The organism is Acutalibacter sp. JLR.KK004, assembly GCF_036941085.1.
GTDB lineage: Bacteria > Bacillota > Clostridia > Oscillospirales > Acutalibacteraceae > Acutalibacter.
Map to the genome: position 1 here is coordinate 2,181,789 of NZ_JAYMNQ010000001.1, position 25,214 is coordinate 2,207,002.

Sequence of the window (25,214 nt, forward strand, 5' to 3'; positions counted from 1 at the left end):
TGTTTTCACATGAAAAGAGTAGGCATTTTAACAAGCGGCGGCGACTGCCAGGGGCTTAACGCGGCCATCCGGGGCGTTGCCAAGGGGCTGTATGAGCAGTTTGGCAAGGACGTGGAGATTTACGGCATTAAAGACGGCTACACCGGGCTGATTTTCGGGGAATATAAAAAGATGGAGCCAGGGGATTTTTCCGGCATCCTCACCCTGGGCGGCACGCTGCTGGGCACCTCCCGCCAGCCCTTTAAAACCATCCGGGTCATTGACGAGAACAACGTGGACAAGGTTGCCGCCATGAAAAAGCACTACAAAAAAATGGATTTAGACTGCCTGGTGATTCTGGGGGGCAACGGCACCCAGAAAACCGCCAACCTCCTGCGGGAGGAGGGCCTCAATGTTATCCACCTGCCCAAAACCATTGACAACGACATCTGGGGCACAGACATCACCTTTGGCTTTCACAGCGCGGTGGAAATCGCCACCAATGTCATCGACTGCATCCACACCACTGCCACCTCCCATGGGCGCATTTTCATCGTGGAGGTAATGGGCCACAAGGTGGGCTGGCTCACCCTTTCGGCAGGCATCGCAGGCGGCGCGGACGTGATACTCCTGCCGGAAATCCCCTACGACATCAACAAGGTGGCGAAAACCCTCCAGGGCCGCATTGACAGCGGCAAGAAATTCTCCATCCTGGCAGTAGCCGAGGGGGCCATCTCCAAAGAGGAGGCAAAGCTTTCCAAGAAGGAGCTGAAGAAGGCCCGGGCCGACTTCCGGCACCCCTCCATTGTATACCGCATTGCCGAGGAGCTTTCGGACAAAATCGACAACGAAATCCGGGTGTGCGTGCCCGGGCACTTCCAGCGGGGCGGCAGCCCCTGCGCTTACGACCGGGTGCTGTGTACCCGCCTGGGGGCCACTGCCGCTAAGTGCATCAAGGACAAAGTGTTTGGCGTGATGATTGGCATGGTAAATGGCAAAACGGTGCCTGTGCCCCTCCAGGACGTGGCCGGGAAGCTGAAAGCTGTCCCTGTGGACTGCGATGAAATCAAGGCTGCCCGCCAAATCGGCATATCCTTTGGCGATTAAAGGAGGGCTGCCATGGATTTCCGTATTATCTCCCTGCCCCCCTTCACCGCCGCCACCTCCGGGCCAAGCCCGGCATTTGACTTCTCCCCGGAAGGGGTGCTGGGGAGATTCAACGCCTATTTCAGCAGCATAAAGCCGTCTCCCCGGGACAGCTTTATGCCCCGGGATTTCCTGTTCTTCAACCGCGAAAAGAACGGGCTGGAATGGTGGTATGCCTTAGAGGAAGGTATGCCTGACGGAGGCTATGAAAAGGCATCCTTTGACGGCGGGCTTTTCCTCACCTATTGCTATTGGGATCATGACGAGGAGGAAAACCGCAGGCTCTATCAGGAGGCTGTGGAGTATATTGAAGGCAGCGGTATTTTCGAGCTGGACGAAAGGCCCGGCCATTATTCCATGGGCCATATCATCACCCCGCCAGAGGCTATCCAGGCCTTGGGGAAAGGGATGATGGAGGCGTTTGTCCCTGTAAAGCTGAAAGACATATAACTATAAAATATATAACAAAACCCTTCATGTAAAAAAATTATAAAGAAAGGAACGATACCGGACACAAGTAGGAATCCTGTATCGTATGGAGGTTCTTATGAAATTTTCTGTCAGCTTATATAGCTTCTACAGCGCCATAAAGGCCGGGGAACTGACCCCCATGCAGTGCATTGGAAAGGCCAAAGAACTGGGCTTTGACGCGGTGGAGGCCGTGGATTTTGTAAACTTCCAGTGCCCACAGGAGGAGATGGCCCAGCAGGCCCAGGCCCTCCGGGCCGAGGCCGAAAAGCAGGGGCTGTGCTTTTCCTCTTTGGCAGTGGCGGCAGATTTGCTAAACGGCAGCGGCGGGGACACCGCCAAAGAAATAGAACGGGTGAAAAAATATGTGGACTTAGCCGCAGTGCTGGGCGCGCCCCGTATGCGCCACGACATCACCCAGGGCACAAAGCCTGCCCAAAGCTATGACAGCCTGCTCCCCCGGCTCTCGGAGGCTGTGCGGGAAATCACTGAGTATGCGGCAGCCAAGGGCATCCTCACTATGACGGAGAACCACGGCTTTTTCTCCCAGGATTCGGAGCGGGTGGAAAAGCTGTATACGGCAGTGGGGCACTCCAACTTTAAGCTGCTGTGCGATATGGGCAATTTCCTGTGCGCCGATGAAAATCCGGCCCTGGCTGTGGCCAGGGTAGCCCCCTATACGGCCTATGTCCACGCCAAAGACTTTATCTGCAAAAGCTTCTATGCCGAAAATCCCGGGGAGGGTGCTTTCCAGACCCGGGCGGGGAACTACCTGCGGGGCACCGTCATCGGCCAGGGGAATGTGCCTGTGAAGCAGTGCCTGCGCACCTTAAAGGCCGCGGGCTTTGACGATACCATTGCCATTGAGTTTGAGGGCCTGGAGCCTTGCGTGGAGGCTGTGCGCATTGGCCTTGCAAATTTAAAGCGGTATTGGGATGAAGTATGATCCGCTATGAAGTACGCCGGGTGAAAAGCCATGAGATCCCGGCGGCCATGGCGCTGATTTGGCAGGTGTATCTGGAATTTGACGCTCCTGCTGAGGGCGAGGACGCAGCCGAAGCCTTCCGGCAGGAAACTACGGAAAACCCTAAATTTATCCGGGCCTGCCGGCAGGGGATCTGCCCGGTTTACGGCGCCTTTGACGGGGAGGAAATCATCGGCGTGATGATTCTGCGGCCCGACAAAACCCATATCTGCCAAGCCTTTGTAAAAAAGGAATACCACCGCCAGGGCGTGGGTACGGCTGTTTTCCGGTATCTCTTAGCGGACAGGCTTCGGAAAAGCCCCGGCCTGCAGGCCATCACCCTGAACGCCACCCCTTACGGCCTGCCCTTTTACCTCCATCTGGGCTTTACAGCCCTGTCGGAGGAGCAGGAAAAAAACGGGGCGCGCTTTACCCCCATGCGGTATGATGTGCAGAAAAATCAAAACAGGAAAGAGGTTTACACTATGTCTGTAAAGGAAACGTTTTTAGATTTAATCTCCTATCCCACCAACTCCGACCCCGCCACTGGCGTCACCCCCAGCACCCCTGGGCAGAAGGTTTTAGGTGCGCACATTGTAGACCTGATGAAGGAAATAGGCATTGCGGACGCCTATATGTCTGACACAGGGTATGTATACGGCACCATCCCCGCCACAGCGGAGGGCCGGAAAACTGTGGGCTTTATCGCCCACATGGACACTTACGGCGGGGTGAAAGGCGAGGGCATCAAGCCCCAGGTGATTGAGAACTATGACGGCGGGGACATCAAGCTGGGAGAAAGCGGGCTGACCCTCTCCCCCGCGGACTTCCCCTCCCTGAAAGAGCAGAAGGGCAAAACCCTGATTACCACTGACGGCACCACCCTGTTAGGCGGGGATGACAAGGCCGGCGTGGCGGAGATTCTCTGCGCCGCCAGGGAGATACTCCTGGAGAAAAAGCCTCATGGCACAGTAAAGCTGGGCTTCACCCCGGACGAGGAGATCGGCCAGGGGGCCGACCACTTTGACGTGCAGGGCTTTGGGTGCGACTTCGCCTATACTGTAGACGGCGGCCATCTGGGAGAGCTGGAATATGAAAACTTCAACGCAGCCGCGGCTGTGGCGGAGGTTTCAGGGCTTTCCATCCATACGGGCAGCGCCAAGGGGAAAATGGTAAACTCCATGGAGATTGCCATGGAGTTTGTAGGGATGCTGCCCCGGGAGCAGAAGCCCGAGTATACAGAAGGCTATGAGGGCTTCATCCATCTGGACGGCATCCAGGGCGATGTGGAGCACACCAAAATGGAGTTTATCATCCGCGACCATGACGCGGCGCTCTTTGAAGCAAAGAAAAAGGTGATGGAGGGCGCGGCAGCATACCTGAACGCCAAGTATCCCTCAAAGCCTGTAAAGCTTGCCATCACGGAAAGCTACCGGAACATGAAAGAGCAGATCCTGCCCCACTGGGAGGTAATCGAAACCATGGAGAAGGCCATGCGGGCAAACGGCGTGGAACCTTTCGCCATCCCCATCCGGGGCGGCACAGACGGGGCGCGGCTTTCCTACATGGGCCTGCCCTGCCCCAACATCTGCACAGGCGGCGCCAATGCCCACGGCAAGCTGGAGTATGTTGTGGCGGAGGACATGGAGGCCATCAAGGACATCATCAAGACCGCGGTGGAAATAGCGGAATAAAAACAAATCAAAATTTTTTGAAGAGTCCAGGGAAACTTTTTTGAAAAAAAGTTTCCCTGGCGGGGTTTGGGGCAGCGCCCCAAGAAAGGATGGAAAGCGCTATGCTGCGGTTTGCAACAATTGGATCAGGATGGATTACCGACGAATATATACACGGCGCCAAGGACAGCGGCCTGTGGGAGCTGACAGCCGTATACTCCCGGGACAGGGCGCGGGGAGAGGCCTACGCTCAAAAGCATGGGGCAAAGCTGGTCTTTACAGATGTGGAGGAACTGGCCCGCTGCAAAGAGGTGGACGCAGTGTATATCGCCAGCCCCAACGCCGCCCACTATGAGCAGTGCCGGGTGCTGCTGGAAGCAGGCAAGCATGTCATCTGCGAAAAGCCCCTGTGCGCCCAGGCGGAAAAAGTGAAAGAGCTGGTGAAGCTGGCAGAAGAAAAGGGCGTTATCTTCTTAGAAGCCATTATGTTCATGCACCTGCCCCAGCGGGCGGTGCTGGAAGAGGCCCTGGGAAAGATTGGGAACATCTCCATGGCAAAAATCGACTTCTGCCAGCGCTCCTCCAAGCTGGACAGCTTCCTGGAGGGGCAGGTGCCCAATATCTTTAACCCCAAGCTGGAAACCGGCTCTTTGATGGATTTGGGGGTATACTGCGTGTATCCTGCCCTGCACCTGTTCGGCAGGCCGGAAAGCTTTCAGGCCGACTGCATAAAGCTTCACACCGGGGCAGACGGGGCAGGCATACTCACCATGAAATACCCGGACAAGCTGGTAACCCTCACCTATTCCAAGCTGGGCCAGGCCGGGGCCAACACCGATTTCCAGGGGAATGAGGGCACTGTCTATGTGGAGTCCGTTTCCCGCCTTGCCAACATCTCCCTGTGGCATAAGGACGGCACAACCGAAAAGCTTTACGGCGAGGACGAAAAGTATAAGCTGATGGGCTGGGAAGCCAAAGATTTTTACCGTTATATCCAGGAACCGGAAGAAAGCCGGGAAGCGTATGCCCACTGCGTGGAGCTGAGCCTGTGGGTGGCGGAATTTTTGGAGGAGGCCCGCCGGCAGTTGGGGGTGCGGTTTGAAAGCGACAAGGAGGCGTAAACGGGTTGATTGAACTGGCGTTTGACTTACAAAACTACAACCCAGACGGGAAAACGGATAAACGCGTAGCGGCCCGGGGCATCGCCCATAGGGACGGCAAATACCTGATGGTAACGGGCCATAACGGCGCCCTCCGGTTCCCCGGCGGCGGCGTGGAAGACGGGGAATCCCTGGCAGACGCCATGTGCCGGGAGGTAAAGGAAGAAAGCGGCTACTCCGTAAGGCCGGAGACAGCGCGGGAATGGGCCGTGGTGCGGGAGCGGCGCAAGGGCCTGATTGCGGACATCCTGGAAATGGATTCTTACTATTTCCTGTGCGAAATAAGCGGGGCCGGCGGGGAGCAGCTTTTGGACGAGGGCGAAGCGGAAGACGGGCTGCGCCCGGTATGGATGGATCTGGAAGAAGCCCTGGCCGCAAACCGCCGCCTGGAGGAAAGCGGCGTCACCGCGCCCTGGCCTGCCCGGCTTCTCCGGGAAATTAAAGTGATGGAACGGCTCCTGCAAGAAGGGAACGCGGTATAAGGAGGAAGCATGACAGAATTTACGGTTGACCTGCACAACTACTCGGAGGGCGGCTCTGTTTTCCGGCGCACTGCTGTGCGGGGCATCATAGAGCGCCAGGGCAAATATCTGCTGGTGCGGGAAAAATACGGGGACTACAAGTTCCCCGGCGGCGGCGCGGAGCCAGGGGAAACCCTGGAGGAAACCCTTCTGCGGGAAGTGCGGGAGGAAACCGGGTATACCGTGGCGGCAGGTTCCCTGGAAAAATGGGGCGTGGTCACAGAGCGCCGCCGGGGGCTGTCCGCGGACATGGTGGAGATGGAATCCCACTACTTTTTCTGCCAGGTGGAAGGCCCTGCCGCAAAACAGAAGCTGGACGAATACGAAGAAGAACACGGGTTTTGCCCTGTGTGGGCAGCGCTTCCGGAAGCCCTGGAGCAGAACCGCCGGGCTGAAAAAGAGCAGGCGGAACTCTGCGCCCGGGGCGAAAGCCCCATCCCCTGGGTGACCCGGGACAGGATGGTGATAGAGCGCCTGCTGAAAGACGGGGGCCAGCCATGACCACCCGGCAGGAGGTGGTGGATTTCTGCCTCCAGTGGCAGGACGCCTATGCCGACGCGCCCTTTCACGATAACAACTGGACAGTGCTGCGGCACAAGTCCAACAAAAAGAGCTTTGCCTTTGTGTATGAGTATCAAGGGAAAATGCGGGTAAACGTGAAGTGCGCCCCGGCAGACACCGCTTTCTGGCGGGGCGCTTACCCCGGCGGCGTGCTGCCCGGCTATCACATGAACAAATCCCACTGGAACACCATTGTGCTGGGTCTGGTGCCGGAGGCGGACGTGAAAAACATGATTGGAGACAGCTTCCGCCTTACGGGGCCAGTTGTAAAGGAGAGAAAAAAATGCTGAAAATCGGATGCCATCTTTCCAGCGCCAAGGGATTCCTGGCCATGGGGAAGGATGCGGTGAAAATCGGGGCCAACACCTTCCAGTTTTTCACCCGCAATCCCCGGGGCGGCAAGGCCAAGGCCCTGGATTTGGAGGACGTGGCGGCCTTCCGGGCCTTAGCGGCGGAACAGGGCTTCTTCCCCATCCTGGCCCACGCCCCCTATACCCTGAACGCCTGCGCCGCCGACGAGGGCCTGCGCACCTTTGCCAAAGAAACCATGCTGGACGACCTGCAGCGGCTGGAGCACATCCCCGGCAGCATGTACAATTTCCATCCCGGCAGCCATGTAAAGCAGGGGGCGGAAAGGGGCATCGGGCTTATCGCCGCCCAGCTCAATGAGATTCTCTGGGAAGGGCAGCAGACCACCGTGCTGCTGGAAACCATGGCTGGGAAAGGCTCTGAAGTGGGCCGCACCTTCCAGGAGCTGCGGGACATTTTAGACCGGGTGAACCTTTCAGACAGGCTGGGAGTGTGCCTGGACACCTGCCACGTGTTTGACGGCGGCTATGACATTGCCGGGAACCTTACCGGGGTGCTGGAGGAATTTGACAAGGTGATTGGCCTTGGGAGGCTGCGGGCCGTCCACCTCAACGACACCATGAACCCTCTGGGCAGCCACAAAGACCGCCACCAGAAGCTGGGCGAGGGTGAGTTGGGTTTAGAGGCCCTGGAGCGCATCATAAACCATCCGGCCCTGCGGGAACTGCCCTTTTATCTGGAAACCCCCAACGACCTTGCGGGGTATGGCCGGGAAATCGCCCTGATGAAGGGATTGTACCAAGATAAGACCCAATAAAGCGATAAAAGCGGGAAAGCATTCTCTCATGCTTTCCCGCTGCATTTTACTATGATTTTTCTGCCGCCCTTTTCCACAGGCAGGCTATATAGTTACCGCAGAACCAGCTCTACCGGGCAGTGATCCGAACCCTGCACCTGGGAGAGGATGCGGCTGTCCGCAAGCTGGGGCGCAAGGCGCTGGTCTGCCAGGAAATAGTCGATGCGCCAGCCCACGTTGTTCTGCCGGGAGTTATACATATAGCTCCACCAGGAATAAGCCCCCTCCTGTTCTGGGTAAAAGTGGCGGAAGGTGTCCAGAAAGCCGCAGGCCAGCAGCTCGGCAAACTTCCCCCGCTCCTCATAGGAAAACCCGGCGTTGCCGATGTTTGCTTTGGCGTTTTTCAGGTCAATGGGCCTGTGGGCCACGTTCATGTCCCCGCAGACAATTACAGGCTTTTCCTGCTGCAGGGCCTGGAGATACCCCCGGAACGCGTCCTCAAAGCCCATGCGGAAGCCGAGGCGCTCCAGGCCCCGCTGGGCATTGGGGGTGTACACTGTCACCAGGAAATATCCTTCAAATTCGGCGCAGATCACCCGGCCCTCCCCGTCATATTCCTCCTCGCCAATGCCAAAGGACACCTTCAGCGGCTCCTCCTTTGTGAACAGGGCTGTGCCGGAATACCCCTTTTTCACCTGGCAGGAGTTCCAGTATTCATGGTAGCCGGGGAAAGCGAAATCCCCCTGCTCCCGCTGCATTTTCGTCTCCTGCAGGCAGATAACATCCGGCCCTTCCTGCTCCAGAAACTCCGAAAAACCCTTGCCCATACAGGCCCGCAGGCCGTTTACGTTCCAAGAAACCAGCTTTTTCATCATACCGCACCCTCTAGGGCCTGTTTGAAAAACCGCAAACACCATCTTTTACCCAAAACGGGCGTTTTGTCTCAAAAATCTGGCACTTTCTCTATTTTCAAACAGGCCCTAATCCCCTTATGTTTTTACCATCATACCACATCCGGCCCCCCTTTGCAAGGTGGGCATTTGGCGGGGAAATACCCATTGCGGGGCGTTTTATGCAGATAGCGCAAAGTCGTGGGGTTCCACCCCACACCCCGCAACCCCTTTTTAAAAGGGGTTGACCCTAAAATTAAGCATTTAGAAATTCAGTGGGCTTCTTTTTTAGCTTTGCAACTTAGCACCCATTTGACAGCAATTCCCTTTGCGGGTATAATGAGCAAAAAGACATTTGAAAACGGAGGTTTCCCATATGCAAAATCCAGTTGTCACGTTCCAGACCAGCCAGGGGGTTATCAAGGCAGAGCTTTACCCCGACGTTGCCCCCAACACGGTCAACAACTTTATCTCCCTTGTCAAAAAGGGCTTTTATGACGGCACCATCTTCCACCGGGTCATCCCCGGCTTTATGATTCAGGGCGGGGATCCCGAAGGCTCCGGCATGGGCGGCCCGGGATACGGCATTAAAGGGGAGTTTGCTTCCAACGGCGTAAAGAACGATTTGAAGCACACCACCGGCGTGCTCTCCATGGCCCGCGCCCAAATGCCCGACAGCGCCGGCTCCCAGTTCTTCATTATGGTGGATGACGCTCCCTATCTGGACGGGCAGTATGCCGCCTTTGGCAAGGTGCTTGAAGGCATGGAGGCTGCCCAGGCCATTGTTTCCGTCCCCCGCAGCCGGGCCGACCGTCCCGATGAGGATCAGGTGATGGAGAAAGTTACGGTAGAAACCTTTGGCACCGAGTATCCCGAACCGGACACGCTGCCGGAACGGTAAATCTTCATATGGACAGGCAGGGCACTGCAAAAAAGGAAAGGCTTCCCGCGCCGCCATACGGCAGGGGCCTTTCCTTTTTCCCTTCTGAACGGGGCAGGGAGGCGATCTATCACCCAAAGTGTCTTAAAAATCTGCTGTCTTAAATCTTTCTTGTCTTGTTTTCCTATACCATATATAGCGCTTGTTCATTCTTTTTTTACAAGAAAATGTGTAACAGCGTCAGATTTCGACAAATTCCACCCATGTTCTTTGTTATACTGTTATCGCGCCGGAAACAGTATGGAGCCGGGTTTAAAAGCCAAAGGAAGCCGCTATGTGCCTGTAGAAACAAGCATTCCCCCGTCTGAGGGGACGGGGGAATGCACGGGCAGGTCAGGATGCACTGGCCATTTGCAGGCAGAGCTTGTCGGAAATCATGGCAATAAACTCGCTGTTGGTGGGCTTGCCCCGGGTGTTGTGGATGGTATAGCCGAAGTAGGAGTTCAGCACATCCACGTCTCCCCGATCCCATGCCACCTCTATGGCATGGCGGATGGCCCGCTCCACACGGGAGCTGGTGGTGCCATAGCGCTTGGCTACGCTGGGATATAGCTGTTTGGTGACAGCATTGATGACCTCCGGATCCTCAATGGCCATCATAATGGAATCCCGCAGGTAATGGTAGCCTTTAATGTGCGCGGGAACCCCAATCTGGTGCAGGATCTCAGTCACCTGCACCCGCAGGCCAGGGCTTACAGGCTCCGAGTCAAAATGCCGGCCCCGCAGGGCGTTCAGGGAGAAAATGCGTTCCACCATTTCCTCCTTGTCGTAGGGCGAGAGGGCAAAGTATGCCGCCCCCGCCCCAATGACCTCGCGCTCTAAAATCGGCGTGGTGTAAGAAGCGGTTACTATGTACATGGGCCGGTCTGCTGCCAGCTCCTGGGCCGCTGCATGTATCACGCCGATAGCGTCGAGGCCGGGCATAAAGAGATCCATCAGCACCACCGCAGGCTTCTCCTCCTTAATCCTCTGCACAGCCTTCTGCCCGTCTTTCGGGGCGAACACTGCCAGGCCTCCCCGCTGTCTCAGCTTTTCCAGCGGTTCACGGCCCCATTCGCCGTCATCCGCACATATCAGTATCTTTATTTGCTTTTCCATGCCGAACCTCCCGGTAATATTTTGAAGTGAATAGATCTTACCACATAACCTGTTTTCCTGCAAGTGTTTTCACATAAAAAAGCAAAAAAATATCCTGTCGAATCTGGCGGGATATTTTCCTTTTTCAGGGAAAACAAATTTTCCTACAAATTCAGACATACAAAAAGCTACAATATTCGATGGTGATATTTAGTATAGCCACAATATCATGTATGCTCAAATTTTGTAAACACATGTCGCACATCGCCGTCGAAGCCTGACAGGTTTATCCCCTCTGTATAAACTATAGTTTTTTTATAATATAATTTCTTTGGACAAATATTGCCTTTTCAGAAAAATATCATGTAGTACTTTTTCACTTTCTATTTCCTGCACGGCCTTTTTTCCGCCCCTGTCCACAATGCGACAGAATCAAGCCTCCTGCCAGGCTTATAATCATATATGGACTGGGGGGATGCCATTGGTAGTATACGCAGACGTATTCATCATTGTAAACCTGTACATAGACTTTTTCCTGCTGTGGTGTGTCCGGGCTTTCCTGCACCTGGAAGCCAAGGGGGGGCGGCTGGTGCTGGGAGGCCTTTTCGGGGCCTTGTGCGGCCTTATAAGCCTTGTCCCCCTGCCTGCCTGGGCAGCATTGCCCGCCGGGGGCGCAGGGGCCTTGGTCGCTGTATGGGGCGCTTTCTGGCCCCTGCCCTGGCGGAGGCTGGCCCGGGCCTGGCTGTGCATGTGGCTGTGCTCTTTTTTACTGGCAGGTTTTTTCCTTTTTCTCATCCGGTTCCTGGCCCCCCGGAACATGGCTGTGCTGGGCAGCGCCCTTTATCTGGATATCTCCCTGCCCCTGCTCTTTTTCTTCACCTGCCTGGCCTATGGCCTTTTCTGGGCCATCCAGCGGCTTTTCCCCCGGGACGCCTCCGCCCTGCGGCTGTGTACCCTGCAGGTTTGCCACCAGGGCGCGGCTGTAGAGCTTGCCGCCAAGGCAGACACAGGCAACGCCCTGCGGGAGCCTTTCTCCGGCCTGCCTGTCATTATCTGCGAGGAGAAAGCGCTGAAAGCTGCTGTGCCCCAGCCTGTGCAGGACTTCCTAACCAGCCCCTGCCCAGAGGCCGCCGCCCACCACATGCGCCTGGTGCCCTTTTCCAGCGTAGGAGGCTCTGGCCTGCTGCCTGCCTTCCGCCCGGACTGCGTTTCCATCAAGGGCACCGGGCAAAAGCTGCCCTGTTATCTGGCCGTATGCCGCAGCCCTCTTTCAGCCGGGCAGTTTTCCGCCCTGTTCAACCCGGATCTCTTTCCCGAATGAGGCAGGGCATACGATTTTCCCTATAGAAACGGAGGTTTTTCCCATGTTCCATACGCTGTTCTCCATTATGCGCTTCCATGCCGCCCGTATCTGGCGGCGGCTTTTCCCCTTGGACTGCCACTACATAAACGGCCCGGACACCCTGCCCCCTCCCCTCACCAAGGCCCAGGAGGCCCAGGTGCTGGAAGAGGTGCAAAAAGGCGTGCCCGGCGCCAGGGAGCCGCTTATCACCCACAACCTGCGGCTGGTGGTGTATATCGCCAAGAAGTTTGAAAGCCCCGGCGCCGGGGTGGAGGATCTCATCTCCATCGGCACCATTGGGCTTATTAAGGCAGTGAACACCTTCCGGGTGGAGAAAAACATCAAGCTGGCCACTTATGCCTCCCGGTGCATTGAAAATGAAATCCTCATGTACCTGCGGAAAAGCTCTCAACTGCGCAACGAAATTTCCATCGACGATCCCTTAAACGTGGACTGGGACGGCAACGAGCTGCTGCTTTCCGACCTGCTGGGCAGCGACCCGGACGCGGTGAACCGGGGCGTGGAGCAGGAAGCGGAAAAGGAACTGCTCCTCAGCGCAGTCAGCCGCCTGCCGCCCCGGGAAAAGACCATTATGGAGCTGCGCTTCGGGCTTGCCTCTAAAAAAGAGCACACCCAGAAGGAAGTGGCAGACGAGCTGGGCATCTCCCAGTCTTACATCTCCCGGCTGGAAAAGCGGATTATCACCCGGCTGCGGCGGGATTTGGAGAAGGCGGGGTAAGCGCCCGCAGGGCAAAAAAGCGGCACAGCGCAATGCTGTGCCGCTTTTCTGCTTTACTCTTCCACGAACTGATCCTTTCCCAGGCCGCACAGGGGGCAAACCCAATCCTCAGGGATGTCCTCAAACTTGGTGCCAGGGGCAATGCCGTTATCCGGATCGCCCAGGGCGGGATCGTACCGGTAGCCGCAGGCTTCGCAAACGTATACCACAAGAACGCCTCCTTTGCAAAAATCTATTGTATTATAATATGCCCTGGACGCGGGTTTTTTATTCCAATTCAGAAATATAGTCCAGCAGCCCCATAAAAATTTACGCAGCCCACCTTCTCCCCTTCCCTCCCAGGCAAAAGAAACTATCAAAATCCTCCATTCTTTTTTCACTTTTTTCTCCAATTTCCCAATTTCTATTGCAAGCATGGGTAATTTGTGTTACGATCATCTAAAACATTAAAGTAGCAGGCCGTTTGGGGGCCTGCACAGAAAGGGGGGCTTCTATGGCCCCGGCTGCCATCCGCTCCATGGTTCTGACCGATTTCCCCGCCTTCGATAGATTTGATGGCGCCCTGCACGCCATGCACCAGCAAGCCCGCCCCGATCTGTTTGCTCCCTGCAAGCATCTCTTTACTCAGGCGGATTTTGAAAAGCTGCTGGCCTCTCCTAATGAAATCGCCCTCATCGCCGAGGTTGGGGACAGGCCCGCCGGCATCTGCATGGCCACCATAAAAGAACCGCCCGCCGCGCCTTTCCTCCATCCCGTAAAGGCTGCCCATATCGGCGATCTGTATGTGTCGGAGGAATACCGCAGGGCCGGGGTGGGCAGGGCTTTGATAGAGTCTGTAAAACGGGCGGCAATGGAAAAGGGCGCCGGGCGCATCACCCTGATGGTATGGCCTTTCAATTCAGACGCCTTGCGTTTTTATGAAAAATTAGGATTTGCCACCCGTTCCGTCACTTTGGAAGCAAAGCTGTAATACACAAAGTCACTGTGATGTATTAGGGCTTTTATTCAAATATTCTTTTGGAGGAAAGTTTTATGAAACTCGGTATCATCTCCCAACCCGAAGTCCAAAGCTTTGACCACGCCAAAGAGCTGGGCCTGGACTTCGTGGAATTTGACTGCAACCCCACCGCCTTTTTCGGCAGGCCTGTAGAGGAGCTTCACGCTGTGAAGGCCGATTTAAAGGCTGCCAGCCAGCGCACCGGGGTAGAGGTGGGCGCGGTGGGCCGCTGGGCCAGCCGCATCCTGGACGAGAAGGGCCAGGTTATCCCGGAAGAATGGGAGGCTGTCAAGTCTGTTATCGACTTCGGCGCGTATCTGGGCGCCAAATATTACCTGTGCTCCTGCGCCTATGTGAAGGAGATTTCCTATTATCAAAATATCACCTGCGCCATTAAAGTCTTAAACGACATTGTGGCCTATGCCAAGGAAAAGGGCATGGAGTGCGCCATTGTCAACTGCATTATGGGCGATAACTATATCCGCACCCCCGAGCAGTGGAAGCTGATTCTCAGCGAGGTGCCGGGCCTGGGCATCAAGTACGATCCCTCCCACAGCTTTGTACACGGCGGCCAGAACGGCGCTTACCTCACCGAGGGCCTGGAGTGGGGCAAGCACTTCAAGTATTGCCACATCAAAGGCGTTATCCAGCGGGGCGAGTCCCAAGAGCCTGACATGTGGGCAAAGCGCGCCCTGGTGGAGAAGTTCCCGGAGCTGAAGGACGAGCTTGCCTCCGCCACCAGCCATGTGGACAACGACTGGTATGACAACCCCCCTGCCGGCATCGACGTTATCAACTGGCGGGCCTTCTTTGCCATCCTCTATAAGTACGGGTATGACGGCTACCTTGCCATCGAGCCTCACAGCCCCACCTGGCGCGGCGAAAAGGGCGAGAAGGGTGTGAAGTACACCATCAAGTACATGCGGGATCTGATGATTCTCGACTGATTTTTGACTGCATAGAAAAATCCCGGAAACCTTTTGCGATTTCCGGGATTTTCATTTGCCTGCCTGTGAAAAGGTTTGGCTCACGTGGCCTGATACTGCTCGATAATCCCTCTTGCCAAACGCGCGTCGATGGTGGCAAAGCCAGGGGGATCCAGGAAGTCCAAGGTGCGAAGCACCTCCTGGGACTGCTGGTACACCTCCATGCGGGTGGAGTGGTACGCCGGCTCCGGCTGGCCGGGGACAAAGATGGCAAACTCCATGTTCCCCTCCTGCACCCGGCTGAAATAGGCATGTACACGGTTGGCGGTATACTTGTTCTTGATGATGGTACACAGGGCGTTTTTCACCACCTCAACCGCCACGTCATCCAGGCCGCTGTCAAATATGAGGATTTTCTCCTTCAGTTCCGCCAGGTTTTTCACCCGGCGCTTCACGAAATCCTCCACTGCTTCAGTAGGCTCTGCCGCCTGCCCGCCGCCCCCGGGGGTCACGCAGATTACATAGCGGGCCTGGGGATCCATATACAGGAAGGGGTAAGCCATGGCGGCAAAATAATTGCACCGCTGGCACCGCCAGTCAAAAACAGTTTCCTCCAGCGCCTGCTGCTTCAGCTCGGGATTTTCCTGGGCATTGATGCTGGCAAACAGCCGGTATTTCTGGGCCTCCCCGCACTGGGGGCAGATGATATCCTTTAAAATTTCAGTTGACATTCCCTAAATTCCCTCCCAGGGCCTTTCAGCCCTCAAAGGGCAGGCCAGCGCTCTCCTCCGGTTCATTCTTTTCCTCTTCTGCCGGCACCTCCAGTTCCAGGCCGGGATCCTCATCATAGCAGGCCACATCCTCCAGGGTGATTTCCTCGCAGTCCTCGCCGCAGGGACAGGCGTCCCCCTCCAGCCCCGCAAAGCTTTCATCCGCACAGGCCTGCATCAGTTCCAGGGCCTTTTCCAGCCGGGCCTCAATTTCATCCAGTTGGGCGCAGTGAGGCTCTGTCACCAGATTTTCCTTGTCCCGCAGGGCATGATAGTAATACCGGCCTAAGGCCAGATATTCCTTCTGGGCCGCCCGCTCCTCGCAGCGGATAACTGTGCGGATGCGGTTGAGCACCGCGGTTTTCTTGTGCTTATGCCCCAGGGCCGCAGCCGCATAGCCCACTGCCCTGCCAATGTTTTTTATCACGTCCATAAAAACGCCATCCTTTCTCCGGGCGCCCTGCCGCTTCGGGTCATGCCCCTTATACCTTAATAGTATACCGCATTTCCCTCTAAAATAACAGCCCTTTTTTTCTCCAGCCCCCGGTTTTATCCAAAAATCAGCTCCTTTGATTCGGCGGCAAGGCCGCCCTGCTGGGGAAATCGGTGTGCCTCCATTTTGAAAGGCGTTTGTTCTGCGCCGTTTTCAAAAATATGACAACCCCCTCTTTTGCATGGACGGCTTTTCAGAGGGCAATACTATGGTCAGCACACCTGAAAAGATGCAAAAACGCCAGGTGTGCCAGCTAAGCGAGCCTTTTTGTTTTCTAAGGCGGAAACAAAGGGCCGGCTTGCAAAAGCCGGCGCCTGTAAAAAGGCGCTGCAAAAAGCAAGAGGGGGAACGACCATGAACATGATGGACCGAATCGCTTTGATCCTCACGGTAGTGGGAGGCGTGAACTGGGGCCTGGTAGGTATTTTCCGTTTCGACCTGGTAGCCTGGCTGTGCGGCGGCCAGGCCACCATACTGGCCCGGGTGATTTACACGCTGGTGGCTGTCTGCGCTTTGTGGTGCATGGCCCTCATCTTCCGGGACCGGGAGGAATTCCGGGAAGAAAGCGTCCGGGGGTAAGCTGCCTTTCCAGGCAGGCAAGAAGGATCCAGTGCCTTTGCGGCGCCGGATCCTTCTTTTTTGCGCGCTCCGGCACCCCTGCCGCGCGAGGGCGCGCAAAACATATGAGGCATCTTGCGAAAGCCGGCAGGATATAGTAAAATAGAACCAGAAAAGAGGCACACGCCCCAGGACTTCCCCGTATACCGCGGGCGCTCTTTTTTTTGCGGCAAACTGGCGCTTGCAAGGGCTGGAAAAACCTGGAACTTAAAGCGTATAGTTTTTCTATATGCATAAAATAGCCGCTATTATACTATTTGTATAATTTCAAAAACACCAAAATCAAAAATGCAAAATTTGCAAAACCGCCCTCCTAAGCCGCCAAAAAATGGCTTTCCAGAGCCATTTTTCTAAAACCAAAAACGGAAAAACCGATTTTTCGCCTCTGGAAAATCCCAGAGAAAACCCTATTTTCACCGGAAAGGCAGGTATATTATGCTCAGAAAAACAAAAATCATTTGCACTTTAGGCCCCGCCACAGAGGACGAAGGCATCTTGCGCCGGCTGATGCTGGGCGGCATGAACGCCGCCCGGTTTAACTTCTCCCACTGCACCCATGAGGACGCGGCCCACAAGCTGGAGGCGGTCACCCGCCTGCGGGAAGAGCTGGGCCTGCCCATTGCCACCATCCTGGACACCAAGGGGCCGGAAATCCGGGTGAAAACCTTTGAGAACGGCCCGGTGGAGCTGCAGGCCGGGGACAATTTCACCCTCACCACCCGGGACACTCCCGGCGACAGCAAGGTGGTGTCCATTACCTACCAGGATCTGCCCAAGGATTTGCAGCCAGGGGCCAGGGTGCTTATTGACGACGGCCTCATTGAACTGCGGGCAGAGCATGTGTCGGAGACGGACATCATGTGTACGGTAGTAAACGGCGGCCGCGTTTCCAACAATAAGGGCATTAATGTGCCGGGCACCCGCCTCACCATGCCTTTCATCAGCCCCCGGGACCGGGCAGATATTATTTTCGGCATCCAGAACGGCTTCGATTTCATCGCCGCCTCCTTTGTGCGCTGCGCGGCGGACATCCTGGAAATCCGCCGGATTTTAAAGGAATATAACTGCCACACCGTCAACATCATCGCCAAAATCGAAAACATGGAGGGCGTGGAGAATATCGACGAAATCCTCCGGGTGGCAGACGGCATCATGGTGGCCCGGGGAGACATGGGGGTGGAAATCCCCTTCGAGGACGTGCCTGTGCTGCAAAAGCAGTTAATTCAGAAATCCTATCTGGCAGGCAAGCAGGTGGTCACTGCCACCCAGATGCTGGACTCCATGATGAAAAACCCCCGCCCCACCCGGGCCGAAGCCACCGATGTGGCAAACGCCATCTACGACGGCACAAGCTGCATTATGCTTTCCGGCGAGACGGCCGCGGGCAAATACCCGGTGGAGGCCCTGGAAACCATGGTGCGCATTGCGGAGAAGGCGGAGCAGAGCATCAACTATATCAAACGCTTCAACTCCCGGGACAACAGCGACGTGGCCTTTGACGTGACCAACGCCATCTCCCACGCCACCTGCACCACGGCCCACGATCTGGGGGCCAGCGCCATCATCACAGTCACCAAGTCCGGCATCACCGCCCGCCAGCTCTCCAAATTCCGCCCCCTCTACCCCATTATCGGCTGCACCACCGAGGAAACCGTCTACCGGCAGCTCAGCCTTTCCTGGGGCGTATATCCCCTGCTGATTGAGGAGGAAAGCGATACCGATACTCTTTTCGACCACGCCGTAGACGCTGCCGAGCACACAGGCATGGTGCAGGGGGGCGACTTGGTGGTGATAACCGCCGGGGTGCCCTTAGGGGTGTCCGGCACCACCAACATGATGAAGGTACACATGGTGGGCCACGTGCTTTTAACCGGCGCCGGCATTACGGAAAAATCTGTTTCCGCCCGCCTGTGCGTGTGCAAAAACCTTGACGAGCTGAAAACCACCTTCCGGGACGGGGATATCATCGTGGCTCCCTACACAGACAATGCCATGGTGGAATACCTCCGCCGGGCCTCCGGCATTATCACCGAGCAGCCGGGGCTGAACACCCATGCCGCCATTGCGGGCCTTGCCATGGATAAGCCTGTCATCACCGGGGCAGAGCACGCCGCACGCATCCTGAAAAGCGGCACTGTGGTAACCCTGGACGCCAAAACAGGGCGGGTTTCCTCCGCCACATAAGTAAGGGGGCATGCTTTTGCATGCCCCCTCCCGCGCTTTCCGCATGGCCCTGGCTTATTCGTAATCCTCCAAAATGGCCCGGGCCTCTGCCAGGCTGTCAGCAGGAATGCCCTTTTGCAGCAGGTCGATGTCCCCCTGGGGCAGACGGTGGGCCAGGGTTTCGCTTAGCAGGACAGGGGTCCCCTTCCCTGCCTGGAACACGCCCACCCGGCCTTTATAGATGCCCACATGGTATTCCTGGATGCGGGGAGCGCCCTCCTCTGCCGCAGCGGCTTTTTCCGGGGCAGGGGTTTCTTGACTTGCCGCCTGCTTTGGGGTATAATGTTCTGTAACCACTGCCTGGGGCTTCACGTTTTGCCCCTGGGCAGCCCGTTTAAATGAAAAGGCGGCGGCGCACACTACTAATGCGCCTGTCGTTACCAGAAGCAGCACAAGGGTATATCTTTTATAGTTTTTAAGCTGCCTTTCATCCATCACTTGTCACCTCGGTTCTGGAAAAATTCTTATATGTAGTATGGGCTGTTTTCCCTTTCCTTATACCGGGGCATAAAGGAGGTACATCGTGCGAAAAAACCAAGACCTGAACAAATACAATACCCCTATCGTCCCAGCGCCCTCCCAGCGGGTGGAGGGGGAGTTTTCCCAAACTGCCGGGGCCACTGTGCGCACCATGGGCGGCATGGTGTGGAAAACCATTAAAACCATCTTCTGGGTGGCCTTCATCACAGGGCTTCTGGTGTTCCTGTCTGTGGCCTCTTTTATTCTCAGCTTCAAGGACGTGGAGCCTCCCAACATCTCCGCCATGGCGCTGAAATATTCCAGCCACATCTACCTGCAAAACGATGACGGCACAGAATATGAATATCAGGAGCTGCACCGGGATGAAAACCGCGTGTGGATGCCTTTAAAGGATATCCCCCCCATTATGCAGACCGCCCAGATATGCATTGAGGATCACCGCTTCTACGAGCACAAGGGCGTGGACTGGCGGGGCACCCTGGGCGCTGTGGCGGGCCTGATGGGCGTGGGCGGCGGCGCGGGCCGCGGCGGCTCCACCCTGACCCAGCAGCTTATTAAAAACATCACAGGCGAAAAGCAGGTGAGCATCCTGCGGAAGGTGAAGGAAATCTTCACAGCCCTCAACATGGAGGACGACCTGTATACCAAGGAAGAAATCCTGGAGGCCTATCTGAACCTGGTAAACTATGGCGGGACCAACCAGGGCGTGGAGGCCGCCGCCCTGTCCTATTTTGGCAAAACCATCGGGGACTGCTCCTTGGCGGAGTGCGCCCTGATAGCGGGCATCACCCAGTATCCCTGGCAGTATAATCCCCAGATATTCCCGGAGGACTCCAAAAAGCGCTGCGTTGACGTGCTGGACCGTATGCTGGAACTTTCGCAAAAGGGGGAACTCACCGATCCCCGCCTGGTGAAAATTACCCAGGCCGAGTATGACCAGGCTATAGCCGAACTGGAAACCATGACCTTTGACGGGGGCCAGCAGGCAGACACCAGCGAAGAACACGAGGCCAGCCAGGATCAGATGAAATGGAACTGGTATATTGACGTCATGTTTGAAGATGTGGTGGCAGACCTGATGGAGAAATACGGCTACAGCCGGGAAAACGCTGTGAGCATGATGTATAACTCTGGCCTGGAAATCCACTGCGCCATGGACTTGAAGCTGCAGCAGGACATGGAGCACCTGTTCCTGACAAACACAGACATGCTCCCTGACGACCCTGCCGTACAGCTTGGCTTCTTTATGATGGATCCCTACACCGGCAAGGTCATGGCGGTTATCGGCGCCCGGGAGGCCAGAAACGGCCTGCTCCTGTTCAATAACGCCACCCAGAGCGCCCGGCAGTCCGGTTCGTCTATAAAGGCCCTGTGGCCCTATGCCATGGGCATTGAAAACGGCGCCATCACCTATGGCAGCGTGCTGAAAGACCAGCCCATCCCGGAGTTCAGCAGCGGGAACCGGGGCTGGCCCCAGAACTTCAGCGAAACCTACCAGAAATATATGTGCGTGGACAGGGCCATCGCCATGTCCCAGAACGCACCGGCGGCCTGGCTTGCCTATGACATCACCCCCCAGGCGGGCTATGAGTGGCTGGTGGACAAGCTCCACTTCTCCACCCTGGTGGAGGAAGACCGCAACAGTCCTGCTGTGGCTATCGGCGGCCAGACCTACGGCGTCACTGTGCGGGACATGACCGCCGCCTTCTGCATTTTCGCAAACGGCGGCGTGTACCACAAGCCCATGACGTATTATTACGTGAAGGATCATAATGGAAATGTGATTCTGGACAACCGGGACAACCCCGGAGAACAGGTGATGACCCCGGAGAACGCCACTGTTATGAACAAGCTCCTCCACGAGCCTATTTACAATGCCTCCATCGGCACAGCCTACGACTACCTTTCCGGCCTGCCCACAGATATTTTCGGCAAAACCGGCACCACCGACAGCTTTAAGGATCTGTACTTTGTAGGCGGCACCCCCTTCTGCGTGGCAGGCGTGTGGAACGGCTATGAATACAGCGTGCAGCTAGAGGACGACACCACCACCAAGGTGCTGTGGCGGGCGGTCATCCAGCATCTGCTGGACAATTACGACTGGTCCGGCAAACAGTATGTCCTCAGCGAAAACGTGGTGCAGCGCACCTTCTGCCGCAGCAGCGGGCTGATTGCCGGAGGAAGCTGTTACGACACAGCCCTGGGGTATTATTCCCCAGACAACATCCCCCGCACCTGCAACGGCGGCTCTGACCACATTGCAGGCAAGGCGGCTTCTCCCTCGCCGTCGGCTTCCCCCTCGGCCGGGCCAAGCGCCTCCCCCTCTGCCAGCCCCAGCACATCTCCTTCGGCAGATCCTTCTGTTTCCCCCTCGCCGGGAGAAAGCAGCGGCGGAGAGTCCAGCAGCGGCTTAGAGCCTCCCTTCAGCAGCGATACGGAGCCTCCTGTTTCTTCCGATCCCTTTGTGTCCTTCCCCTCAGAGCCTCCTATCCCCTCGGAGCCGCCCAGCCCGCCCGAGCCGCCACCGGTCACCTCTATTCCAGACTTTGAGCCGAACGTGCCTGCCGCGTAAAGCCAGGGCACGTAAAATACAACAAAAAACTGCCGGAGGGCGCAGCGCCTTTCGGCAGTTTTTTTGCTTACACAATGGTTGCAATTTTTCTCTGGCTATGGTAAACTGTTCATGTACAAAAGACAATCGTATTTTATAGGTGAACAATGGAAAAGGATTCTTATCTCGTAGTGGAAGAAAAAGCCCTGCCCGAAATATACCAGAAGGTGGTGCAGGCAAACGACCTTCTGAAAAGCGGCAAGGCAGGCAGCACCTCTGAGGCGGTACGCATGGCGGGCATTTCCCGCAGCGTATATTATAAATACCGTGACGCAGTGTTCCCCTACACCCGGCAGGGAGCCACAGGCATCCTGACAGTGCAGGCCCTTTTAAGCGACCGCCCCGGGGTGCTGGTGCGCTTTCTCACGGTGTTTTACGAGTCAGGGGCCAATATCCTCACAGTGAACCAGAACATCCCGGTAAAGGGGCGGGCTTTCGTTTCCGTCTCCGCTTATACGGATCAGATGGATCACGCTGTCCCCCGGCTGCTGGAAAACCTCAAGCAGGTGGAAGGCGTGGTGTGCCTGGACAGTATGCTGGATCAATAAAAAGCAACATTTTTTCAGCGGCAGCCGCTTTTTTTCAGAAAGCACTTACCAAAAGGGCGGCTGCCGCGTCTAATACATAGAAAAGGGAAGGGAAACAACATGGCGAAAATAGCGGTACTAGGGCACGGCGTGGTAGGTTCAGGCGTAGTGGAGGTGCTGCGCACCCACGAGGAGAGCATTGCCCGCCGGGCCAAGGAGGCTGTGGAACTCAAGCACATCCTGGATTTGCGGGAATTTCCCGGCCTGCCCTATTCCCAGCTTTTCACAAAGGATTTCAGCGCCATCCTGGCAGATCCGGAGGTAAGCATTGTGGTGGAGGTGATGGGCGGCCTGGAGCCAGCCTTCTCCTATGTAAAGGCCTGCCTGGAAAATGGCAAAAGCGTGGTGACCTCCAATAAAGAGCTGGTGGCCGCAAAGGGTGCGGAACTGCTGGCGCTGGCCCAGGAGAAAAACCTCAACTTCCTGTTTGAGGCAAGCGTTGGCGGGGGCATCCCCATTATCCGGCCCATCAGCCAGTGCCTGGCGGCAAACGAGGTAACGGAAATTGCGGGCATTTTAAACGGCACCACAAACTTCATCCTGACGAAAATGATCCGGGAGCGCATGGCCTTTGCAGACGCCCTGCGCATGGCCCAAGAGCTGGGCTATGCGGAACGGGATCCCTCCGCCGACATTGAAGGGGCAGACGCCTGCCGGAAAATCTGCATTCTCGCTTCCCTTTCCTTTGGCTCCCACGTATACCCGGAGCAGGTACATACAGAGGGCATCTCCCAGGTCACCCTGGAGGACGTGGCCTATGCCGAGGCCTGGGGCGGGGTTATCAAGCTGATTGGGGAAGTGAAAGCCCTGGAAAACGGCAGAATCCACATCCAGGTGGCCCCCATGTTTATCAGCCGGGAAAGCCAGCTTTCCGGGGTGGACGATGTGTTTAACGGCATCCTGGTGCGGGGAGACGCCACAGGCGACGTGGTGTTTTACGGCAAAGGGGCCGGCAAGCTCCCCACTGCCAGCGCCGTGGTAGCAGACGTTATCGACTGCGTGAAGCACATGAAGGCCCGCAAATACCTGTACTGGGAGGACGCAAAGCCCGGCTATGTAGAGCCTTATGAGGAGCTGCGGCAGAATTTCTTTGTCCACATTCAGGGGCCGGGCACGTCCGACGCCGCCTTTGCCTGCGCCGAGGCTGCTTTCGGGGATATTAAGCGCCTGATCCGCAAAGGGGAAGCCGAGGGCGAGGCCGGGTTTACAGTGCAGGCCCTCAGCCAGCGGGACTTTGACCAGAAGGCAGAAGCCCTGTCTCAAAAGGGCGTGTCCCTCCTGGGCCGCATTGTACTTTCTGCATATTAAAAAAGGAGGGCTTCTTGTGATCCGCATTGACGTACCCGCCACCAGCGCCAACCTGGGCGCAGGCTTCGACTCCCTGGGCATTGCCCTGACCATGCAGAACCGGGTGTGGATGGAGGAATCTGACGAGCTTTCCATCACCTGCACCGACGGGGTAAGGGTGCCCACCGACGACACCAACCTGATTTTCTGGGCAGCAAAGCACCTGTATGAAATTTGCGGCAAAAAGCTGCCGGGGCTGAAAATCATCCAGGAAAACAACATCCCCCTGGCCCGGGGCCTGGGCAGCAGCTCTGCCTGCATTGTGGCCGGGATTTTAGGGGCCAACCGCTTTATGGGCAACCCCATGTCCCACAATGATTTAATCCACCTGGCCGCTAAAATCGAAGGCCACCCGGACAACACCAGCCCCGCCCTTTCCGGCGGCCTGGTGGCCTCTGCCATGGAAGGGGAGCGGGTGTACAGCGTGAGCGTGCCCGTTTCCGACAAAATCCGCTTTGCGGTGATGATCCCCCCCTTCGAGCTGAAAACGGAAAAGGCCCGGGCCGCCCTGCCCAGGGAATACAGCCGGGAGGACGCGGTGTATAACCTTTCCCGTTCCGGCCTGATGACGGCCTCCCTTTTCTCCGGCGAACTGCATAACCTGAGAGTGGCGGTGCAGGATCGGCTCCACCAGCCCTACCGCTCCGGGCTTATTGAAAATTACGACAACGTGTTCCGCATGAGCTACGAATTAGGCTCCCTGGGCACCTATGTCAGCGGCGCCGGGCCTACCATCATCGCCATGGTGGATTCCCAGGAGGCCGCGGCCTTCGGGGAAAGCTGCAAAAAGCACCTGGAGGATAAAGGCATTAAGGGCTGGCGGGTGGAAATCCTCAGCGCCGCCAGGGAGGGCGCGAAAATTGTGATAGAGTGAACGGAGGTTCAAAATGGAAAATACGCAAAACACCAAAAAGAAAAAATGGCTTCCCTGGGTGATTCTGCTGGCCTGTGTGGGCCTGATAGCAGGCATCATTGTGGGCAAGCAGGCGCTGGATAGGCATCAGCGGGAAGAAACATGGACGAGTTCCTATATGAAAAAATCGTCCTACTTCCCCCCAGACTTTAACAAACTTCCCCAAACCCTGGCTGACTGGGAAGCATGGCATGAACAGTCCGGCATGAGCAACATAGATAAAATGCTGGATGACACCAGTGAGATACCAGGAAAGAACAAGCTTGCCACGCTGATGGGGACTTACTCTATGCTGGCGCAGATCAATATCGCCCACCCGGAGGAAGCGGCCTGCCGGGAGCTGTTCGAACAGTTAAAACCCTATTATGAAAAGGCTTTCGTATGGGAAGAGGGCACCACTCCAAAGCAGTGCCTAGACCGAGTTCACGCCCTGGGTGAGGAAGACGTCATGGAAGCTATAGCAGCGCTGTGGCAACAGGTGGCAGATTTATACGAATCCACCAATACGGACGCATGGTTCAACCCGCCAACAGCCACCGACGGCAACCTGGAGCTGCTGCCGGAGAAATATATATCCTCCTCCGGGAATCTGGAGTCCGTCCCGGACTACCCCATCGCTTCCTCCGGGAATTTGCAGGCAGAGCCGTAAAAGTTTTTGAAGATTTTTAAGAAACTTTTTTCAAA

The 25,214-nt window shown here is 56.4% G+C and carries 27 protein-coding genes and 1 pseudogene; 22 read left to right on the top strand and 6 right to left on the bottom strand.

Annotation, left to right across the window (positions count from 1 at the left end; all coding sequences use genetic code 11):
- Positions 1 to 9: 9 nt before the first annotated feature.
- The 10 genes and pseudogenes from VSQ30_RS11805 (at position 10) to VSQ30_RS11845 (ending at position 7,598) form a co-directional block, all read left to right on the top strand.
- Positions 10 to 1,086: a 6-phosphofructokinase gene (locus tag VSQ30_RS11805; protein WP_334464253.1), complete on the top strand. Its 1,077-nt coding sequence runs from the start codon at positions 10 to 12 to the stop codon at positions 1,084 to 1,086.
- Positions 1,087 to 1,098: 12 nt separating this feature from the next.
- The gene (locus tag VSQ30_RS11810) at positions 1,099 to 1,575 is read left to right on the top strand and encodes a hypothetical protein (RefSeq protein WP_334464255.1); all 477 of its coding nucleotides are present in this window, start codon (positions 1,099 to 1,101) and stop codon (positions 1,573 to 1,575) included.
- A 97-nt stretch (positions 1,576 to 1,672) separates the two neighbouring features.
- Positions 1,673 to 2,539, top strand: coding sequence for a sugar phosphate isomerase/epimerase family protein (locus VSQ30_RS11815; protein ID WP_334464257.1), 867 nt, complete (start codon positions 1,673 to 1,675; stop codon positions 2,537 to 2,539).
- Positions 2,540 to 2,586: 47 nt separating this feature from the next.
- A pseudogene (locus VSQ30_RS20785) lies at positions 2,587 to 2,991 on the top strand (GNAT family N-acetyltransferase); the annotation flags it as partial.
- A 51-nt stretch (positions 2,992 to 3,042) separates the two neighbouring features.
- Positions 3,043 to 4,251 (top strand): peptidase T, encoded by a 1,209-nt coding sequence (gene pepT / locus VSQ30_RS11820; protein ID WP_502876277.1) that lies wholly within the window; start codon positions 3,043 to 3,045, stop codon positions 4,249 to 4,251.
- Between the two features lie 101 nt (positions 4,252 to 4,352).
- Positions 4,353 to 5,351, top strand: coding sequence for a Gfo/Idh/MocA family protein (locus VSQ30_RS11825; protein ID WP_334464261.1), 999 nt, complete (start codon positions 4,353 to 4,355; stop codon positions 5,349 to 5,351).
- Between the two features lie 5 nt (positions 5,352 to 5,356).
- Positions 5,357 to 5,872, top strand: a complete 516-nt coding sequence (locus tag VSQ30_RS11830; protein WP_334464263.1) for an NUDIX domain-containing protein — start codon at positions 5,357 to 5,359, stop codon at positions 5,870 to 5,872.
- Positions 5,873 to 5,881: 9 nt separating this feature from the next.
- Positions 5,882 to 6,412 carry an NUDIX hydrolase gene (locus tag VSQ30_RS11835; RefSeq protein WP_334464265.1) on the top strand — a complete coding sequence of 177 codons (531 nt, stop codon included), beginning with the start codon at positions 5,882 to 5,884 and terminating at the stop codon, positions 6,410 to 6,412.
- Positions 6,409 to 6,762: an MmcQ/YjbR family DNA-binding protein gene (locus VSQ30_RS11840; RefSeq protein ID WP_160641506.1), complete on the top strand. Its 354-nt coding sequence runs from the start codon at positions 6,409 to 6,411 to the stop codon at positions 6,760 to 6,762. The genes VSQ30_RS11835 and VSQ30_RS11840 overlap by 4 nt, the downstream gene beginning before the upstream one ends.
- Entirely contained in the window at positions 6,756 to 7,598 is an 843-nt protein-coding gene (locus VSQ30_RS11845; RefSeq protein WP_334464267.1) for a deoxyribonuclease IV, read from the top strand. The genes VSQ30_RS11840 and VSQ30_RS11845 overlap by 7 nt, the downstream gene beginning before the upstream one ends.
- 92 nt (positions 7,599 to 7,690) lie before the next feature.
- Here the strand turns inward: VSQ30_RS11845 and VSQ30_RS11850 are convergent, their stop codons facing one another.
- A complete protein-coding gene (locus tag VSQ30_RS11850; RefSeq protein WP_334464862.1) occupies positions 7,691 to 8,449 on the bottom strand; it encodes an exodeoxyribonuclease III in 759 nt (252 codons plus the stop codon).
- A gap of 394 nt (positions 8,450 to 8,843) precedes the next feature.
- Here VSQ30_RS11850 and VSQ30_RS11855 point away from each other — a divergent pair, with 394 nt between their 5' ends.
- Positions 8,844 to 9,368, top strand: a complete 525-nt coding sequence (locus VSQ30_RS11855; protein ID WP_334464269.1) for a peptidylprolyl isomerase — start codon at positions 8,844 to 8,846, stop codon at positions 9,366 to 9,368.
- A gap of 372 nt (positions 9,369 to 9,740) precedes the next feature.
- Here the strand turns inward: VSQ30_RS11855 and spo0A are convergent, their stop codons facing one another.
- Positions 9,741 to 10,505, bottom strand: a complete 765-nt coding sequence (spo0A, locus tag VSQ30_RS11860) for a sporulation transcription factor Spo0A (protein ID WP_160641503.1) — start codon at positions 10,503 to 10,505, stop codon at positions 9,741 to 9,743.
- A gap of 460 nt (positions 10,506 to 10,965) precedes the next feature.
- Here spo0A and VSQ30_RS11865 point away from each other — a divergent pair, with 460 nt between their 5' ends.
- The gene (locus tag VSQ30_RS11865) at positions 10,966 to 11,805 is read left to right on the top strand and encodes a sigma-E processing peptidase SpoIIGA (RefSeq protein WP_334464271.1); all 840 of its coding nucleotides are present in this window, start codon (positions 10,966 to 10,968) and stop codon (positions 11,803 to 11,805) included.
- A gap of 67 nt (positions 11,806 to 11,872) precedes the next feature.
- Positions 11,873 to 12,565, top strand: coding sequence for an RNA polymerase sporulation sigma factor SigE (gene sigE / locus VSQ30_RS11870; RefSeq protein ID WP_160641521.1), 693 nt, complete (start codon positions 11,873 to 11,875; stop codon positions 12,563 to 12,565).
- Positions 12,566 to 12,618: 53 nt separating this feature from the next.
- On the opposite strand, the gene rd is transcribed toward sigE, so the two are convergent.
- On the bottom strand, positions 12,619 to 12,774 hold the full coding sequence (rd, locus tag VSQ30_RS11875; protein ID WP_334464272.1) for a rubredoxin: 156 nt from the start codon (positions 12,772 to 12,774) through the stop codon (positions 12,619 to 12,621).
- 284 nt (positions 12,775 to 13,058) lie between these two features.
- On the opposite strand from rd, the gene VSQ30_RS11880 reads away from it, so the two are divergent.
- Both VSQ30_RS11880 and VSQ30_RS11885 read left to right on the top strand, forming a co-directional pair.
- Complete coding sequence (locus VSQ30_RS11880; protein ID WP_334464273.1) at positions 13,059 to 13,535, top strand: GNAT family N-acetyltransferase; 477 nt, start codon at positions 13,059 to 13,061, stop codon at positions 13,533 to 13,535.
- A 62-nt stretch (positions 13,536 to 13,597) separates the two neighbouring features.
- Positions 13,598 to 14,509, top strand: coding sequence for a sugar phosphate isomerase/epimerase family protein (locus VSQ30_RS11885; RefSeq protein WP_160641499.1), 912 nt, complete (start codon positions 13,598 to 13,600; stop codon positions 14,507 to 14,509).
- 80 nt (positions 14,510 to 14,589) lie between these two features.
- Here the strand turns inward: VSQ30_RS11885 and VSQ30_RS11890 are convergent, their stop codons facing one another.
- Entirely contained in the window at positions 14,590 to 15,219 is a 630-nt protein-coding gene (locus tag VSQ30_RS11890) for a CpXC domain-containing protein (RefSeq protein WP_160641498.1), read from the bottom strand.
- 25 nt (positions 15,220 to 15,244) lie between these two features.
- Positions 15,245 to 15,691 carry a hypothetical protein gene (locus VSQ30_RS11895; protein ID WP_160641497.1) on the bottom strand — a complete coding sequence of 149 codons (447 nt, stop codon included), beginning with the start codon at positions 15,689 to 15,691 and terminating at the stop codon, positions 15,245 to 15,247.
- A 414-nt stretch (positions 15,692 to 16,105) separates the two neighbouring features.
- Between VSQ30_RS11895 and VSQ30_RS11900 the strand changes: the two genes are divergently transcribed.
- Both VSQ30_RS11900 and pyk read left to right on the top strand, forming a co-directional pair.
- A complete protein-coding gene (locus tag VSQ30_RS11900; protein WP_334464276.1) occupies positions 16,106 to 16,330 on the top strand; it encodes a DUF378 domain-containing protein in 225 nt (74 codons plus the stop codon).
- 474 nt (positions 16,331 to 16,804) lie between these two features.
- On the top strand, positions 16,805 to 18,553 hold the full coding sequence (pyk, locus tag VSQ30_RS11905) for a pyruvate kinase (RefSeq protein ID WP_334464278.1): 1,749 nt from the start codon (positions 16,805 to 16,807) through the stop codon (positions 18,551 to 18,553).
- Between the two features lie 54 nt (positions 18,554 to 18,607).
- Here pyk and VSQ30_RS11910 read toward each other — a convergent pair whose 3' ends face one another.
- Positions 18,608 to 19,027: a hypothetical protein gene (locus VSQ30_RS11910; RefSeq protein ID WP_166554231.1), complete on the bottom strand. Its 420-nt coding sequence runs from the start codon at positions 19,025 to 19,027 to the stop codon at positions 18,608 to 18,610.
- An 88-nt stretch (positions 19,028 to 19,115) separates the two neighbouring features.
- Here VSQ30_RS11910 and VSQ30_RS11915 point away from each other — a divergent pair, with 88 nt between their 5' ends.
- The 5 genes from VSQ30_RS11915 (at position 19,116) to VSQ30_RS11935 (ending at position 25,179) form a co-directional block, all read left to right on the top strand.
- A complete protein-coding gene (locus VSQ30_RS11915) occupies positions 19,116 to 21,644 on the top strand; it encodes a transglycosylase domain-containing protein (RefSeq protein WP_334464281.1) in 2,529 nt (842 codons plus the stop codon).
- A gap of 146 nt (positions 21,645 to 21,790) precedes the next feature.
- On the top strand, positions 21,791 to 22,231 hold the full coding sequence (locus VSQ30_RS11920) for an ACT domain-containing protein (RefSeq protein WP_334464283.1): 441 nt from the start codon (positions 21,791 to 21,793) through the stop codon (positions 22,229 to 22,231).
- A gap of 99 nt (positions 22,232 to 22,330) precedes the next feature.
- A complete protein-coding gene (locus tag VSQ30_RS11925) occupies positions 22,331 to 23,578 on the top strand; it encodes a homoserine dehydrogenase (RefSeq protein WP_160641493.1) in 1,248 nt (415 codons plus the stop codon).
- A gap of 16 nt (positions 23,579 to 23,594) precedes the next feature.
- Positions 23,595 to 24,491 carry a homoserine kinase gene (gene thrB, locus VSQ30_RS11930; protein WP_334464285.1) on the top strand — a complete coding sequence of 299 codons (897 nt, stop codon included), beginning with the start codon at positions 23,595 to 23,597 and terminating at the stop codon, positions 24,489 to 24,491.
- A gap of 13 nt (positions 24,492 to 24,504) precedes the next feature.
- Positions 24,505 to 25,179 (top strand): hypothetical protein, encoded by a 675-nt coding sequence (locus tag VSQ30_RS11935; RefSeq protein ID WP_334464287.1) that lies wholly within the window; start codon positions 24,505 to 24,507, stop codon positions 25,177 to 25,179.
- The last annotated feature ends 35 nt before the right edge of the window (positions 25,180 to 25,214 follow it).

Coding starts and splice junctions, on each gene's coding strand:
- VSQ30_RS11805 (WP_334464253.1), top strand. CDS start 10: ATGAAAAGAGTAGGCATTTTAACAAGCGGCGGCGACTGCCAGGGGCTT.
- VSQ30_RS11810 (WP_334464255.1), top strand. CDS start 1,099: ATGGATTTCCGTATTATCTCCCTGCCCCCCTTCACCGCCGCCACCTCC.
- VSQ30_RS11815 (WP_334464257.1), top strand. CDS start 1,673: ATGAAATTTTCTGTCAGCTTATATAGCTTCTACAGCGCCATAAAGGCC.
- pepT (WP_502876277.1), top strand. CDS start 3,043: ATGTCTGTAAAGGAAACGTTTTTAGATTTAATCTCCTATCCCACCAAC.
- VSQ30_RS11825 (WP_334464261.1), top strand. CDS start 4,353: ATGCTGCGGTTTGCAACAATTGGATCAGGATGGATTACCGACGAATAT.
- VSQ30_RS11835 (WP_334464265.1), top strand. CDS start 5,882: ATGACAGAATTTACGGTTGACCTGCACAACTACTCGGAGGGCGGCTCT.
- VSQ30_RS11840 (WP_160641506.1), top strand. CDS start 6,409: ATGACCACCCGGCAGGAGGTGGTGGATTTCTGCCTCCAGTGGCAGGAC.
- VSQ30_RS11845 (WP_334464267.1), top strand. CDS start 6,756: ATGCTGAAAATCGGATGCCATCTTTCCAGCGCCAAGGGATTCCTGGCC.
- VSQ30_RS11850 (WP_334464862.1), bottom strand. CDS start 8,449: ATGAAAAAGCTGGTTTCTTGGAACGTAAACGGCCTGCGGGCCTGTATG.
- VSQ30_RS11855 (WP_334464269.1), top strand. CDS start 8,844: ATGCAAAATCCAGTTGTCACGTTCCAGACCAGCCAGGGGGTTATCAAG.
- spo0A (WP_160641503.1), bottom strand. CDS start 10,505: ATGGAAAAGCAAATAAAGATACTGATATGTGCGGATGACGGCGAATGG.
- sigE (WP_160641521.1), top strand. CDS start 11,873: ATGCGCTTCCATGCCGCCCGTATCTGGCGGCGGCTTTTCCCCTTGGAC.
- VSQ30_RS11880 (WP_334464273.1), top strand. CDS start 13,059: ATGGCCCCGGCTGCCATCCGCTCCATGGTTCTGACCGATTTCCCCGCC.
- VSQ30_RS11885 (WP_160641499.1), top strand. CDS start 13,598: ATGAAACTCGGTATCATCTCCCAACCCGAAGTCCAAAGCTTTGACCAC.
- VSQ30_RS11890 (WP_160641498.1), bottom strand. CDS start 15,219: ATGTCAACTGAAATTTTAAAGGATATCATCTGCCCCCAGTGCGGGGAG.
- VSQ30_RS11895 (WP_160641497.1), bottom strand. CDS start 15,691: ATGGACGTGATAAAAAACATTGGCAGGGCAGTGGGCTATGCGGCTGCG.
- VSQ30_RS11900 (WP_334464276.1), top strand. CDS start 16,106: ATGAACATGATGGACCGAATCGCTTTGATCCTCACGGTAGTGGGAGGC.
- pyk (WP_334464278.1), top strand. CDS start 16,805: ATGCTCAGAAAAACAAAAATCATTTGCACTTTAGGCCCCGCCACAGAG.
- VSQ30_RS11910 (WP_166554231.1), bottom strand. CDS start 19,027: ATGGATGAAAGGCAGCTTAAAAACTATAAAAGATATACCCTTGTGCTG.
- VSQ30_RS11920 (WP_334464283.1), top strand. CDS start 21,791: ATGGAAAAGGATTCTTATCTCGTAGTGGAAGAAAAAGCCCTGCCCGAA.
- VSQ30_RS11925 (WP_160641493.1), top strand. CDS start 22,331: ATGGCGAAAATAGCGGTACTAGGGCACGGCGTGGTAGGTTCAGGCGTA.
- VSQ30_RS11935 (WP_334464287.1), top strand. CDS start 24,505: ATGGAAAATACGCAAAACACCAAAAAGAAAAAATGGCTTCCCTGGGTG.